Genomic DNA, 14,704 nt, shown 5'->3' with positions numbered 1-14,704 from the left:
GCCGTTTCAAAAAGAAACGGCCCTTTCTACTCTTTTTTATTTTTGTAGAGCTTGAACGACTTCCTCCAGCTTCATGCCCCTGGATGCTTTAACGAGAATGATGTCATTTCCCTGTGTAGAAGACTTAAGTTCCTCTATAAGCTCCTGCTTATCTTGAAAAGGACGAACCCGCTCCGATGAAAAAGACTTGCTCGCTCCCTTGGCAATAAACTCGGCTAAAGGACCAAACGTGAAGATCTTATCAATTCGCTCATTGGAAATCAATTCACCAATTTTCAAATGAAAGTCTTTTTCCTGTGGCCCTAACTCCAACATATCTCCCAATACAAGGATCTTTTTCTCGAATCCAGATAATCCCTCAACCAACTCCACTGCTGCCTTAACTGAAGTTGGACTGGCATTATACGCATCATTGATGATCTTCTGCCCTTTTGCGCCTTCGACCAATTCCATCCTCATATTAGTTAATTGAATGGTTGACAGACCTTTACGGATCGCTGAATCATCCACATTGAATTCTTTAGCAACCAAGATGGCAGCCAGTGCATTAAGAACATTATGATTGCCTAATACTGGTATCTCATAATTGACTTCCTTTTCACCACTTGAGATTGTGAACGTTGTACTGTCCGCCCCTTGGCTTATGGTCTGTGGATATAAATCATTTTGTTCCGTACGTCCAAAAGATATTACGTGTAAATCAGGAAAATCCTTTTTGATCCGATTGCGAAGCAATGGTTCATCACCATGATATATCAGCGTTCCATCCTTCGCCAAACCTTCGATAATTTCCAACTTTGCATTCGCGATTTCCTCGCGTGATCCTAAATCCAATAAGTGTGATTCACCGATATTGGTAATGATCGCTACATCAGGCTTTGCCATTTTGGATAAGAACTCAATTTCACCGCGGCTGCTCATTCCCATTTCCAAAACGGCCGCCTCAGTATCCTCTTCCATAGAAAGCACCGTTAGTGGTAAACCTAAATGATTATTGAAGTTTCCATTGGTTTTATGAACTTTATAAGTAGTGGCCAGCAACGCAGCCGTCATATCTTTCGTAGTCGTCTTTCCGTTGCTGCCTGTTATCCCAATGACTTTTATATTCAACTGCCGACGGTAAGCACGAGCCAATTGCTGAAGTGCTTTCTCGGTATTTTCGACAATGATTATCGGTAAATCATTAGGAGGATTCGGAACATCCCTTTGCCAAAAAGAAGCAGCAGCTCCTTGCACTAAAGCTTGCTTGACATACTGATGGCCGTCAACCTGCCCACCCTTAAGCGGAATGAACAAACATCCTTCCTTAACCGTTCTTGAATCGATGGTAACCCCATTAATTCCTTTGGACTGGAATGCGCTGATATCATTCAATCCCTCTGCCATTTCATGTACTTGTTTTAACGTTCTCTTTATCATTTTGCTCCTCCTACATTCATCGAACCGTTAATCGCTCTCTACTTCCAATAACCAAACGAAGCAGAAACCAGTTTAAATCGCACCGGTTCCTGCTGATTGGAATCCATCAAATCAACGTTGGATGGATTGTGAAGTTTACTGCTACATTACTTGCATGATCAAACTGTGTATTTGATTTGTTGTTTTTCCTTATGACGTTCCAAGGCAAGTTTCACGAGCTCTTCAATTAGCGCTGGATAATCGACACCTGTGTGCTTCCACAATAACGGAAACATGCTGAAAGGAGTAAACCCAGGCATTGTATTCACTTCATTAATATAGATTTGCCCTTCATTAGTTAAGAAGAAATCAGCGCGAACCAATCCAGAGCAATCCAATGACTTAAAGGCAGTAATGGCCATTTCGGATAAAGTTGCATACTCGTTTTCCGAAATCTCCGCTGGAATGACCATCGCTGAATTACCATCTACATATTTTGCTGAATAATCATAGAAGGCAAAGTCCTTCTTAGGGATGATTTCGCCTGCCACTGAACAAGACGGTTCATCATTACCGAGAATACCAAACTCGAGTTCACGAGCAACGACCCCTTCTTCAATGATGATCTTCCGATCGAATTGAAAAGCTTCCGCTACCGCTTTTTCCAGTTCATCAGCATCGTTACATTTGCTGATACCGACACTCGAGCCTAAATTGGCAGGTTTGACAAAACAAGGGTACCCCAATTCATCCGCTACCTTTTTAATGGCACTTTCTTTATTCTTCTCCCATTCGGAACGAATGAACCAAGTGTATTTCACTTGCGGAAGTCCCGCCTGGGCAAAAATGTTTTTCATGATGACCTTATCCATTCCTGCTGATGAAGCTAAAACGCCATTTCCTACATAAGGAAGGTTCAATAGTTCCAGCATCCCTTGTACGGTCCCATCTTCTCCATTTGGTCCGTGAAGCAATGGGAAAATCACGTCATAGCCTGTTGATTCACTATTTTCATCAGTTGAATGTGCCTGCAAGGCAAGCGGCGAGCCCGATTTTTCCGGTGAAAATGTCAATGCCTCCACATTCTCAGCAGGTCCTGTTAACTTTGGTCCATTAATCCATGAACCCTCTTTTGTTATGTAAATCGGATATATATCAAACTTTGCTAAATCGAGAGCTTTAATGACCGCTAAAGCCGTCTGCATAGAAACCTCATGCTCCGCAGATTTTCCACCATAAAGCAAACCAAGTTTAGTTTTCATGAGTTATTACCCTCCAATATTCTTTTAACCATGTTCATTGTATCACTTTACACTAAAACGGATAAAGCGAAACTTCCATCATTGGGGCTTTTCCAATGATGGTTAGTTGAGCCAATCGGGCATTTACAGGCTGTCGGCCCACTACATTTCTTTTTTGTTACATCTTCTACCCACTTGATCTACAGCCTGTTAATGCGGGGGAAAGCGAAACTTCCATCATTGGGGCTTTTCCAATGATGGTTAGTTGAGCCAATCGGGCATTTACAGGCAGTTGGCCCACTACATTTCTTTTTTGTTACATCTTCTATCCACTTGATCTACAGCCTGTTAATGCGGGGGAAAGCGAAACTTCCATCATTGGGGCTTTTCCAATGATGGTTAGTTGAGCCAATCGGGCATTTACAGGCAGTTGGCCCACCACATTTCTTTTTCATTACATTTGCCATCGCTTCCCTTACAGCCTGTTAACGCAGGATAAAACCGCCACATCCTGTGCATCGCCCTCTCTTATCTTTTATGCATGAGATGGTAAGTCTTACACCTGAAAAATTCGAGGATTTCAAATAACCCATTCCACGAAATTGAGATCATCAGGAGGATGATGTATTTTTAATAACGCTTTCCCATACCTTTTCTTTTCGATTGAAGATAATGAAAGCATCGGGCTCATTGATATCTCTATCCGAAAAGTCATCATGCATCTCATCCATGTTTAAATAATCCCCTACGACCCATGCAGGTATCTCAATTTTCGTTCTTGTATACTTAACATCCCGAAAGGAAAAAGCGAGCCCCTCTGCCAGAATATGAGCCAAGGAAGAAATGATTTCTGCCGGAATCGCCGTCAGCTCTTTTTTCTTTCTGATTCCAAGCCATGTCCTCTCTACTTTTAACGGCTCCAGCTTTAGCGGAATCAGGCTTCCTAACATCATATAATACGTCGAAAGAGAACGAAAATAAATTTTATTGAACCAGCCATCATCCTGCGCAAGGTACACTAATTGATTATTCAATTTACGGAAAAACGGGGGACTCAGATGGGTTTTAGCGTGTCCTAAATATAAGAGTTCCGCTATTTCCCTTCCATTCAATTCATCCAGCCCTTCCGCCTCTTCAAAATCGACCCAACAGAAATCTCCATATGCCCGAACATTTTCTTTAACGAGCTTCGCAATATCTTCAGATGAAGCGCTCTCAAGCAGAACATTCAAATTGTATTCCCCACCATCGAATTGATGCTTCAATAATAAGATGGAATCCAAGGAATTTGGCAGCGAATAGACGAATTCTCGAAAATTGAGTCCATTAAAAAGGACAAACCGTTCGGAAGCCTGCATATGCATATATAAGATATCATTGCTATCATTCTTCATAACCTGATCCCCTCCGAGCTCTCAATCAATAATGTTATTTTATCAAACTTTTGGGTTTTCACATAAGTTATATAGCTCCCAATATTAATCATCATCAGCAACGTGTAAATAGTGCGAAACGTGAAATCCACATTATAGTAATAAATACATTGGAGGAAGTGATTTGGTGTGGAGGTAAACAAGATGAAAGGCTTTATGAGTTTGGGGATATATTAATAACTGGAAAGACGCTCCAAGAAACTGCTTACCCCATATCCCAACTCAACTTGAAGTACTTGATTGCCTGAAGGAAACAGGGTTTACAGTCATCGGGAGCTTCTGCCTAAGTGAATTATTCCATGAAAACGTTGATGTCCACGCCTTCTCTTCCGAATGCCGCTTCTGGATCGTCAAAAAATCAGGAAGTGCATTTTAATTCAAAAAAAATCCAGAGTGACATTTCACTCTGGATTTTTTCATTAAGAAACTTGCTCTAATTCTTTTTTGGAAGGAGGGTTGAATTGACCTTCCCATTTAGAGATGACGATTGCTGCAAGTGAATTACCGATAACGTTTACTACTGTACGTCCCATATCAAGAATACGGTCGATACCGGCAATAAATGCTAGACCTTCAATAGGAATACCGACAGTTCCCAAAGTCGCTAAAAGAACTACGAAAGATACACCCGGTACACCCGCAATCCCCTTGGACGTGATCATTAACACTAGCATTAGCGTAATTTGCTCATACATGCTTAAATCGATTCCGTACATTTGAGCGATGAAGATAGCTGCTAACGCTTGGTATAATGTAGAACCATCAAGGTTAAAGGAGTATCCAGTCGGAATAACAAATGTAGCAATATGTTTCGGACATCCCGCTTTCTCCATTTTTTCCATGATTTTCGGAAGAACCGCTTCTGAACTTGCAGTAGAGAAAGCAAGGATCAATTCTTCTTTTAGAAGTTTAATCAACGTAAAGATATTGAATCCGACAAATTTCGCAATAAGACCAAGAATGACTATTACAAAGAAAATCATTGTTCCGTAAACAGAAAGCGCTAACTTTCCTAACGGAATTAAAGATTCCAAACCGAATTTGGAAATAGTCACACCGATTAGTGCAAATACACCGATAGGAGCGAACTTCATGACCATGTTAGTTAGGTAGAACATTCCTTCAGCTACACCTTGGAAGAAACGGAATACTGGTTTACCCTTTTCTCCGATGGCCGCAATACTAAGTCCAAACAACACGGAGAAGAAAATGATCGCTAGCATATCGCCTTCTACCATGGCTTTAACTGGATTGGATGGCACAATGTGAACAATTGTATCTACGAACGATTCATGCTGCTTAGTTTCGGCAGTATCAACATAGGTAGAAATATCAGTTTGTTCTAGCTTGTCCATATTCACACCAGCACCAGGCTGGATGATATTCGCTGAAATTAAACCAACAGCAATCGCTACCATAGTTACCACAACAAAGTATGATATTGATTTAGCTCCAAGTTTACCTACCGCTTTCAAATCACCTACACCAGCAACTGCAACGATAAGGCTTGAAACGATGATTGGCACTACAATCATTTTAATCATTCGTAGGAAAATATCTCCGAATGGCTGTAAAAAGTTTTGGGCCGTCTCACTACCATAAAAAATGGCACCAACGATAATCCCTAGAATTAAACCAATGAAAATTTGGCTAGCTAAACTTAGTTTGAATTTCTTCATTTACTTTCCTCACCTTCCATAAAGTCTTTGATGCAAAAACATTTTTGTCTCGGTAAGGGAAACAAGATACTAATAAAAGAAAGTAATTTTTCTTTTTTTGAAAAACTCTGTCTTTACGCCGAAAAAAAAGACACTTCATGTGTCGATTTCTTATTGGCGTGAATATTCACACATGTTCCCTTAAAGACGCTGACGAGGTTAGCTGTCGGGTTAGGAATTGGAAACACAAAGCCCTTTCATTTCTGAATTCACCCCTAGCGGATAAAATCCACAAAAATGGGTCCCCCGTTCTTGGAATAAGATTAAGCGAGTTAACTTATAATAAAATATTATACTAAAAATGATAATCTGTAAATATTTATTCGCATCGTTCTAGAAAAAATCTTTAAATATGTCTGAATATTCTGTATTAATAGCTATTGTATCTATAATTACTCTTCCCAATTTTTAACCACAAAAGTTATATTGATATAATTAATGAATATTTTGACATCACCTCTCTTGTTGAAGAAACGGTTATTTTTCCAAAATGCCAAGTAACAGATACCTTACTTTTTCCCTAGAGGTGAATTTTTTATAAGTTGCAACTTTCAATTTTTCAAATTGAATTGGAGTTATAAAATTGGAATGGTTCTTCACTGCCACATTCGGCTTCAGCAGGATGACGTCACCTACCGACGGTCCTTCTATGATTTCTTGCTTTCCTTCTGCTTTAAGCCCTTTCTTAATGTAATGTTTATCCACATATCCTTTTTTAGTCAATTTGTAAATGTAAGGCTGTTTTTGGTAATGTACCGCCTCAATAGGAACGGAGGGTACACCGGCTTTCTCATTGGTTATTACGGTAAGATCCACTTTGGACCCCACCAACAAAGGTTCCGTTTCTTCGCCTTCCGGTTCGATTAAAGCCTGAAATGGAAATTTGTTATCTTTTTTTAACGACGGCTCTTCAGCTGGATAGGAATGGATACGGCCTATCGTTCCTTTCAATGCCTTTATTGAATCAGAGGAACTTGCTTTTATAGTCATGCCCACTTTGGCTTTTTTCATTTCCTCTTCGGAGAATTCGCCTGCAATTCCCATATTTATAGAAACAATGGATATAATGGGGTTATTCAGGTTTTTATTGATATTTTTAACTACACCATCAGCCTCGCTCGTCGTCACGATCGAATTGGACTGCTCCTCAATTGAACTTAATTTAGCGTCAAGCATTTTCACTTTTTCATTCAAACTGTTTTTTTCCAGTTCCTGCTTGTATATTTCTTGCTCAATGCTACTTTTAATAAGATCCGTCGAGCTTGTTGTTAAATCAATACTCAAGTTTTTTTCCACCGATTCATCAATAGCCGCTATTCCAGAATCACTGGTCAGGGTCGCTTGATATGACCTCAACTTGTCTATGTATTCTTCAATCCCTGCAATTTCTCCCCCAGCTGCCGTTTTCTCCGCTTCTAAATCCACTTTTTGCGCATCAAGTTCGGTCGTCGTATACTCAAACAGCGAGGAGCCAGCCGTAATCGCATCGCCTTCTTTTACAAGGAATTTCTTAAAATCATTTTTCTTGGTATCGAAATAGATATCATACTCTTCTACAGGTTTTATTACCCCATTTGTTTGAATAGTATCCGTAATTGTATCCTTTTTCACCTTTATCCAGTTTTCAACTAAAACAGTTCGTTCCACTTTGCTTTCTTTTTTTTCAAGAAGGTAAATGTTAACGGTTATTAAGACTATCGACGCAATCGAGACCGCTGTTATTTTCCATTTTCCGCTCATTCTTTTCACCCGCCTTATACAAATACGCCTACTTGGATGTATGCTAAAAAGGCTTTAACAAACCATGTGGCCAGATAGAATAGAACAATCATTAAAAGGACCAAATAATTATTTCGTTCTGAAAACTCCTTTAAATAAAAATATTGCAGGGCAATGATAAGAAATTGAAAAATGGTGATTTCGCTGAAAAAGTGAATGAAATAATCACTTCTGAGAAAATACTGACTGATGATCCCCAATGAAAAAGGATTGGCATCGCTGCCTATATCCATTAAAACGAATAGAGGAATCAGCAATGTTTTTTCCACTAATTGCAAACCAAAAACAATCATTTGAACGATGACTAATTTTATATATGGGATATCAGTAACGATCCAAAAGTATAGAGCTGCTAAAAATATGTATATGGAAGGGTCGAGTATGCCTGTTATTATATTGCCGCTCAAAATCAGCAATTTTGCTGCTTCGAATTCATTGGCACTCATCGTCGTGATTTCTTTGGAAAATGATTCTGAACCAATGCCAAAATATCCCCCAATGGCGAATACTATAAGACTAAGAAAATATAAAAATAATAATTTCAATCCAAGCTTTGTGACTGCCTCTGCATTTTGCAGCTGATAACGACTCCGATAAGGCTCTAAAATGCCTTTTAACAATCCGACCTGGTACACCATATGTGGTCCTCCTGCAAAAAATGATATTTCATCATATATTTTATCTTATTTTGGAAACAATTGCAGAAATAAGGGATGAATATACAAAAAAAACACATTAGCCTTTCCCATCCAATATAATCCCCCACACCAATTTGGTGTTTATGCTGACAATAGAAAGAATTGTCTTCCCTAACACCCGCTTTTGAAATTCATTTAAAAATGAAAAAGGAGGCTATACGCCCCTTTCGGTAAAGCCTTCATATATTCAACAAATAATCCTTCATCATTAAGATAAGCTTTGAACTCAACGGACTTCTTTTTTCATTTTTTTCCAAAAATAACAAAAGACTTTCCAAGATGATGGGGCTTGGCCTAACTTTTGAAAACTCTTCCTGGATCGCCTTTAAGGCCTCCGTGTTCTTATTTGTTTCCATTCCCTCTTCCTTACGTGTTTCCACTTCCAGCATCCTGACGATGATCGAATGGATTTCCTCTTTTGGGCTCATATCCTGCATCGAGCATCCTGGCAGGGGAAATTGTTTCAATAATGGATCTTCCTTGCTCTGCAGGCTTGCGATGATGGAATCCATCCGGTTCAATATGAAGCTAGGTAACAATTCCACATCGAATGCATTTTGTTTCCTGATCAATATTCCGATATATCCTTTGAAAAGAGAATCCAAAATTATGGTGCAATCCGGCAAAAGATCAGCAGGAAGCCCCGGGTATAACTCAATGATTTTTCGCTTGAACCAAATCAAGCCCTCTTCATGGATATAATGTAAAAATCTATCCAATTCTTTGCTGATATGAACCATTTGTTCCTGCATCATCATTTGAATCAAGTTGGTATTTCCCGTCATATGCTCAATGTGAACAGTGATCTGCCTCATGAATTTGTCTTTACTGGACAATGAAGCATCCAGTTCAAGATCAAGCAATGAGTCCGTCAAGGCTTCATAATAAAATTTGAAAATGGAGACCAGTAATTCTTCCTTCGATTTAAAATGATTATAAAAAGACCCCTTTGCTATCCCACATTTTTCAGCTATTTCCTGAACGGAAGTCGCATGATAGCCCTTCTCCGCGAAAAGCTCTACAGATTTATCTATGATCATCTTATTTTTTTCTTTCATCAAATTCATCCTATCTCTTAAAATTCTCCGTCAGTGACCACTGGGTCAATTCTTTCAAATTGTATCCCAAAACCCTTGGAATCACAACATTAACACTACAAGATATTATCTGTTGCAATCATAATCCATATACTATATATTTGAGTTTGTGACCGACTAGTCACAATTTATGTATGGAGGGTACAAGCTTGAATTCAATAATTAAATTTTCATTAAAGAATAAATTGGCAATCTGGTTGCTTACGATCATCATCGTCGCAGCTGGTTTATACTCCGGTTTAAACATGAAGCAAGAAACCATTCCTAGCATCTCGACTCCTTTAATAAGCATCTCCACTGTATATCCTGGAGCTGCACCTGAAGAAGTAGCAGATAAACTCACAGACCAGATAGAGCAGAAAGTAACAAATTTGCCAGGAGTCGAATTAGTCAGTTCTTCGTCCATGGCTAATGCCTCTTCCGTTCAATTACAATATGATTATGATACGGATATGGACGACGCTGTAAAAGAAGTGAAAGAGGCTTTAGAGAAATTAGAACTTCCCGAGGGAGTGGATGCCCCGAGCGTATCAAAATTAGAATTAAACGCTTTTCCGGTCGTCGCACTCAGTGTAACAGATAAGGGTTCTGATTTACCAGCTCTTACAAAAAATGTTGAAGAGGTGTTAGTGCCTAAACTTGAAGGAATCGATGGCGTGACATCCGTATCAATTTCCGGACAGCAAGTAAATGAAGGCAGCCTTGTATTCGACGAGGAAAAAATGGCTCAATACGGGCTTGATGAAGATACCGTAAAGAAGGTTATCCAGGCCGCAAACGTCAACATGCCCCTTGGGATATATAACTTTGATGATAAAGAAAAAACGATCGTTGTGGATGGAAACATCTCCACTTTAAAAGACCTGAAAAATATAAAGATACCTTTAACCGGCGGCTCTCAAACAGGTACGCCAGCACAAACCGGACAGGAAAACAATCAATTATCTCCTGAAATGGCAACAGGTCCTGCCCAACTGCAAAACGTCAAATTATCAGACATTGCCGATGTTAAAATTACTGGTAAAGCTGAATCGATTTCAAGAACAAACGGCAGCGAATCGATTGGGATTCAGGTTACAAGATCTCCCGATGCCGATACAGTTGCAATCGTGGACGAAGTAAACGAAGAAGTAACGAATTTCAAAGAAGATTTTAAAGGCGTTAGTGTACACACTACGCTTGATCAAGCCCAACCGATTAAAGATTCTGTTGAAACCATGATCAGCAAGGCACTTTTCGGCTGTCTGTTTGCCGTCATTGTTATCATGCTATTCCTAAGGAACTTTAAAACGACTCTCATTTCCGTCATTTCGATTCCATTATCCCTGTTAGCAGCCCTTTTGGTGCTCAAACAAATGGATATTTCGTTGAATGTCATGACACTGGGGGCCATGACAGTTGCCATTGGCCGAGTCGTCGATGACTCCATTGTCGTCATTGAAAATATTTATAGGAGAATGGCTTTAAAAGGCGAACAATTAAAAGGCGGCGAATTAATACGATCAGCCACTAAGGAAATGTTCATCCCTATCCTTTCATCAACAATCGTTACTGTGGCCGTATACCTGCCCTTAGCAAGCGTTACAGGACCTGTCGGAGAACTGTTCATGCCATTCGCCTTAACAATGGTGTTTGCATTAGTCGCTTCATTAATAATTGCCATCACTCTTGTTCCGGCAATGGCAGACTCTTTATTTAAAAAGGGACTATCTAAAAAAGAATTAAAATCACATGAAGAAAAACCAAGTAAACTATCTGCATTCTATAGAAAAGCATTGGATTGGTCGTTAAACCATAAGTTGATCACTTTCGGTACAGCCATTGTATTATTGGTAGGCAGCTTATTCCTAATCCCAAGCATCGGTGTCAGCTTCATGCCTGCAGATGAAGAAAAAACGATTATCGTCACTTACACTCCCGCACCTGGAGAGTTAAAAGAGGATATTGTTAAACAAACAGAAAAAGTAGAAAAATACTTCATGGATAAAGACGACGTGGAGACCGTTCAATACACACTTGGTGAAAGCATGATGGGCGGCATGATGGGCGGCTCGAGTAACTCGGCTCTCTTCTATGTACTCTATGATAAAGACACCGAAAATTTCGGGGACAAAAAAGAAACGGTCATAAAGGATTTAACTGAACTTGATTCACCTGGAACTTGGAAACAACAAGAATTCACGTCAACATCTAGCAACGAAACCACTCTATTTGTTTACGGAAATACACAAAAAGACATTGAACCGGTAATTGACGATATTCAAAATATCATGAAGAAAAATAAAGATTTAAAAGATGTTGATACAAGCCTTTCCGATGCTTATGAGCAATATACACTAGTTGCAGACCAGGAAAAGCTAAGCGATCTTGGACTGACAGCTGCACAAATTGGTATGTCCATTGCCAATACAAATAAAGATGATGCTATAACTACGATTAAGAAAGATGGAGAAGAAGTCAAAGTATATGTCGAGACAGAAGAAACGACTTTCGAAGACAAAAAAGATCTTGAGAATACGAAAATTCCTTCTCCAATGGGAATGGAAATCCCATTGAAAGAGCTTGTGAAAATCGAAGAAGGCAAAGCTTCCGATACAATCAGCCGCCGCGATGGAAAAATTTATGCCGACGTGTCTGCAACAATCAAAACGGATGATGTGGCAGCAGTAACAGCTGAGGTACAAAAGGAAGTTGATAAATTAGACCTTCCCGCAAGCGTCTCTATAGACTATGGCGGAGTGACGGAAGATATCCAGGAATCATTCACACAACTTGGTATCGCTATGCTAGCGGCCGTTGCTATCGTATACTTTGTGCTAGTCGTTACTTTCCATGGTGGTTTAGCGCCAATAGCCATTCTCTTCTCCTTACCATTTACGGTAATCGGGGCATTGGCAGGGCTATTCATTGCAGGTGAGACCATCAGCGTTTCAGCAATGATGGGTGTCCTGATGCTTATTGGTATCGTCGTAACCAATGCCATCGTATTAGTGGACCGTGTTATCAAGAATGAAGAATCCGGGCTATCTACCAGGGAAGCTTTACTCGAAGCAGGATCGACCCGACTACGCCCGATCCTGATGACTGCCCTTGCCACAATTGGCGCTTTAATACCTTTGGCAATCGGTGCGGAAGGCAGTGGATTAATATCACAAGGTTTGGGAATTACCGTTATCGGCGGACTTGTGAGTTCTACAATGCTAACACTTGTAATAGTGCCGGTAGTATATGAAGTTATAATGAAAATAGGTAAAAAGAAGAAAAAAACAGTTAAGTAAAAAATCAAGAAAGAGGGGATTCCTTATATTAGGAATCCCCTCTTTCTTGATTCAATGATTGATCAATATCCTCTTAATATATTAGCCCTTCGTACTTCCAGCCAATTTTGACCAAACTATATTCTCTCTACTTTTAACCTTCCCCGTCTCATAAGACAAAACGTCCCATTCGTCATTTCCAAGGGAATTTGTTTGTTTTTAAAAACCTTATTTAAACAAAAAAAGGGAAAGAACCCCTTTCCCTTTTAATTTCTATAGATTAGTGTTTGGTGAAAGTTTGATCTATCGCATTTGCCAGATCCAGCGATTCTTCTTTTAGATAACGCTTCGTTACGTTTAAATCTTTATGACCGGCAAGCTTTGAAATCGTTTGTATATCTATTCCATTATCCACTAACCTTTGGCAAAAGGTATGTCGCAGTTTATGTGGATGCACGTTGTATCTTTTTAATATATATTGAACTGACCTTGGAGTGATCCTTTGATTGTAACTTGAGATGAATAATGGATCCGCTTTTTCTTTTAAAGAATAAAGATAATTTTTTACATGTTGTATAGCCGATAGTGTAAGGGGAACGGATCTATCGATTTCACCTTTTGCGTTCCTGACAAGTATATAATTTCGCTCTGTTTCCATAATGACGTCACGGCCATTTAAGTCACATAATTCTGAAACACGAATTCCAGTATGTAACAAAAGGTAGACGATGGCGATGTTCCTTAGATTTCCTTCTGCTTCTATATCCCTTAACAGGATCTGCTGCTCATTGATGCTTAAAGTTTCAGGTACCTCAAGCTTGTGCTCCTTAACCTTACGTTCCACAGAAAGCATTACTTGCGGTTTGCCTAAAAATTTAAAGAAGACATTTAGGGCGATGTAGTGTTTTTCGATTGTTCCTGGGCTTTTCTTGCAATTTTCTAAATAATCAAGATAACCCTGAACATCTTCAGAATGAATCTCCATCAATATCTTTTGTGTCTGGTCACAAAACTGTGAAAGGACACCAGTATACGTTTTAATCGTATTAGCTGATTTACCTTGGTCTCTCAACCATTCAGCAAACGAAAAAATCATTTCATCTTTAGCAGAGGTATCCATCGGCCATTCCCCCAATGACAGTTTCAGAACTACGTTAAGTTTAACATATATCCCTACAGAAACGAAGAATTCTGTCCCTTTGTCTTAAACAGATACGGATAATACAGATAGCTGTAGAAATTCAGATACATTTATAGTATGTCCTACCATTTATACAGCATATAACTTTCTTTATGGTCCTTTTTAAGTCACTACTTTTTTTAACCGGTTTAAATAAAAAGATATGGAAGGAATATCAACCTCAAAAAAAGACCAGCCAGGATGGCTGATCTTTCTAAATGGCTTGGCGGCGTCCTACTCTCACAGGGGGAAACCCCCAACTACCATCGGCGCTGAAGAGCTTAACTGCCGTGTTCGGAATGGGAACGGGTGTGACCTCTTCGCTATCGCCACCAAACATGTAAGGAACGTTGTTCCTTCAAAACTAGATAATAAGAAGGTATTTCATTTTTTAAAAAGCGTTGGTTAAGTCCTCGATCTATTAGTATCAGTCAGCTCCACATGTCACCATGCTTCCACCTCTGACCTATCAACCTGATCATCTTTCAGGGATCTTACTAGCTTGCGCCATGGGAAATCTCATCTTGAGGGGGGCTTCATGCTTAGATGCTTTCAGCACTTATCCCGTCCGCACGTAGCTACCCAGCTATGCCTTTGGCAAGACAACTGGTACACCAGCGGTGCGTCCATCCCGGTCCTCTCGTACTAAGGACAGCTCCTCTCAAATTTCCTGCGCCCGCGACGGATAGGGACCGAACTGTCTCACGACGTTCTGAACCCAGCTCGCGTACCGCTTTAATGGGCGAACAGCCCAACCCTTGGGACCGACTACAGCCCCAGGATGCGATGAGCCGACATCGAGGTGCCAAACCTCCCCGTCGATGTGGACTCTTGGGGGAGATAAGCCTGTTATCCCCGGGGTAGCTTTTATCCGTTGAGCGATGGCCCTTCCATGCGGAACCA

At 39.9% G+C, this 14,704-nt stretch carries 9 protein-coding genes, 2 rRNA genes and 1 riboswitch (1 of these 12 only partly in view); of the genes, 1 reads left to right on the top strand and 10 read right to left on the bottom strand.

Annotated features, from left to right (window positions below):
* Positions 1–36: 36 nt before the first annotated feature.
* The 7 genes from QNH43_RS01410 to QNH43_RS01380 all read right to left on the bottom strand — a co-directional run bounded on the left by QNH43_RS01410 (position 37) and on the right by QNH43_RS01380 (position 9,325).
* Positions 37–1,419, bottom strand: coding sequence for a UDP-N-acetylmuramoyl-tripeptide--D-alanyl-D-alanine ligase (locus QNH43_RS01410; protein WP_283916556.1), 1,383 nt, complete (start codon positions 1,417–1,419; stop codon positions 37–39).
* Between the two features lie 158 nt (positions 1,420–1,577).
* Entirely contained in the window at positions 1,578–2,660 is a 1,083-nt protein-coding gene (locus tag QNH43_RS01405; RefSeq protein WP_283916555.1) for a D-alanine--D-alanine ligase, read from the bottom strand.
* A gap of 590 nt (positions 2,661–3,250) precedes the next feature.
* On the bottom strand, positions 3,251–4,033 hold the full coding sequence (locus QNH43_RS01400; protein WP_283916554.1) for a hypothetical protein: 783 nt from the start codon (positions 4,031–4,033) through the stop codon (positions 3,251–3,253).
* A 458-nt stretch (positions 4,034–4,491) separates the two neighbouring features.
* Positions 4,492–5,751 (bottom strand): cation:dicarboxylate symporter family transporter, encoded by a 1,260-nt coding sequence (locus QNH43_RS01395; protein WP_283916553.1) that lies wholly within the window; start codon positions 5,749–5,751, stop codon positions 4,492–4,494.
* A 172-nt stretch (positions 5,752–5,923) separates the two neighbouring features.
* Positions 5,924–6,070, bottom strand: a riboswitch (cyclic di-AMP (ydaO/yuaA leader).
* Between the two features lie 197 nt (positions 6,071–6,267).
* A complete protein-coding gene (locus QNH43_RS01390) occupies positions 6,268–7,530 on the bottom strand; it encodes an efflux RND transporter periplasmic adaptor subunit (protein ID WP_283916552.1) in 1,263 nt (420 codons plus the stop codon).
* Positions 7,531–7,544: 14 nt separating this feature from the next.
* Positions 7,545–8,207, bottom strand: a complete 663-nt coding sequence (locus QNH43_RS01385; protein WP_283916551.1) for a hypothetical protein — start codon at positions 8,205–8,207, stop codon at positions 7,545–7,547.
* Positions 8,208–8,446: 239 nt separating this feature from the next.
* Positions 8,447–9,325, bottom strand: coding sequence for a TetR/AcrR family transcriptional regulator (locus tag QNH43_RS01380; protein WP_283916550.1), 879 nt, complete (start codon positions 9,323–9,325; stop codon positions 8,447–8,449).
* 188 nt (positions 9,326–9,513) lie between these two features.
* Between QNH43_RS01380 and QNH43_RS01375 the strand changes: the two genes are divergently transcribed.
* Positions 9,514–12,642, top strand: a complete 3,129-nt coding sequence (locus QNH43_RS01375; RefSeq protein ID WP_283916549.1) for an efflux RND transporter permease subunit — start codon at positions 9,514–9,516, stop codon at positions 12,640–12,642.
* A gap of 259 nt (positions 12,643–12,901) precedes the next feature.
* Here the strand turns inward: QNH43_RS01375 and QNH43_RS01370 are convergent, their stop codons facing one another.
* From QNH43_RS01370 to QNH43_RS01360, 3 genes are all read right to left on the bottom strand, one after another.
* The gene (locus QNH43_RS01370; protein WP_283916548.1) at positions 12,902–13,741 is read right to left on the bottom strand and encodes a tyrosine-type recombinase/integrase; all 840 of its coding nucleotides are present in this window, start codon (positions 13,739–13,741) and stop codon (positions 12,902–12,904) included.
* 281 nt (positions 13,742–14,022) lie between these two features.
* Positions 14,023–14,138 (bottom strand): 5S ribosomal RNA (gene rrf / locus QNH43_RS01365).
* Positions 14,139–14,202: 64 nt separating this feature from the next.
* Positions 14,203–14,704 (bottom strand): 23S ribosomal RNA (locus QNH43_RS01360); it runs 2,430 nt beyond the window's last position.

Source organism: Peribacillus simplex, assembly GCF_030123325.1.
Classification (GTDB): domain Bacteria; phylum Bacillota; class Bacilli; order Bacillales; family DSM-1321; genus Peribacillus; species Peribacillus simplex_D.
This window is presented reverse-complemented; position numbering and strand designations above follow the sequence as displayed.

What these genes read in the sequence shown, in the direction of transcription:
- QNH43_RS01380 (WP_283916550.1), bottom strand. Translation starts at nt 9,325, where the DNA reads ATGAAAGAAAAAAATAAGATGATCATAGATAAATCTGTAGAGCTTTTC.
- QNH43_RS01390 (WP_283916552.1), bottom strand. Translation starts at nt 7,530, where the DNA reads ATGAGCGGAAAATGGAAAATAACAGCGGTCTCGATTGCGTCGATAGTC.
- QNH43_RS01385 (WP_283916551.1), bottom strand. Translation starts at nt 8,207, where the DNA reads ATGGTGTACCAGGTCGGATTGTTAAAAGGCATTTTAGAGCCTTATCGG.
- QNH43_RS01410 (WP_283916556.1), bottom strand. Translation starts at nt 1,419, where the DNA reads ATGATAAAGAGAACGTTAAAACAAGTACATGAAATGGCAGAGGGATTG.
- QNH43_RS01370 (WP_283916548.1), bottom strand. Translation starts at nt 13,741, where the DNA reads ATGGATACCTCTGCTAAAGATGAAATGATTTTTTCGTTTGCTGAATGG.
- QNH43_RS01405 (WP_283916555.1), bottom strand. Translation starts at nt 2,660, where the DNA reads ATGAAAACTAAACTTGGTTTGCTTTATGGTGGAAAATCTGCGGAGCAT.
- QNH43_RS01400 (WP_283916554.1), bottom strand. Translation starts at nt 4,033, where the DNA reads ATGAAGAATGATAGCAATGATATCTTATATATGCATATGCAGGCTTCC.
- QNH43_RS01395 (WP_283916553.1), bottom strand. Translation starts at nt 5,751, where the DNA reads ATGAAGAAATTCAAACTAAGTTTAGCTAGCCAAATTTTCATTGGTTTA.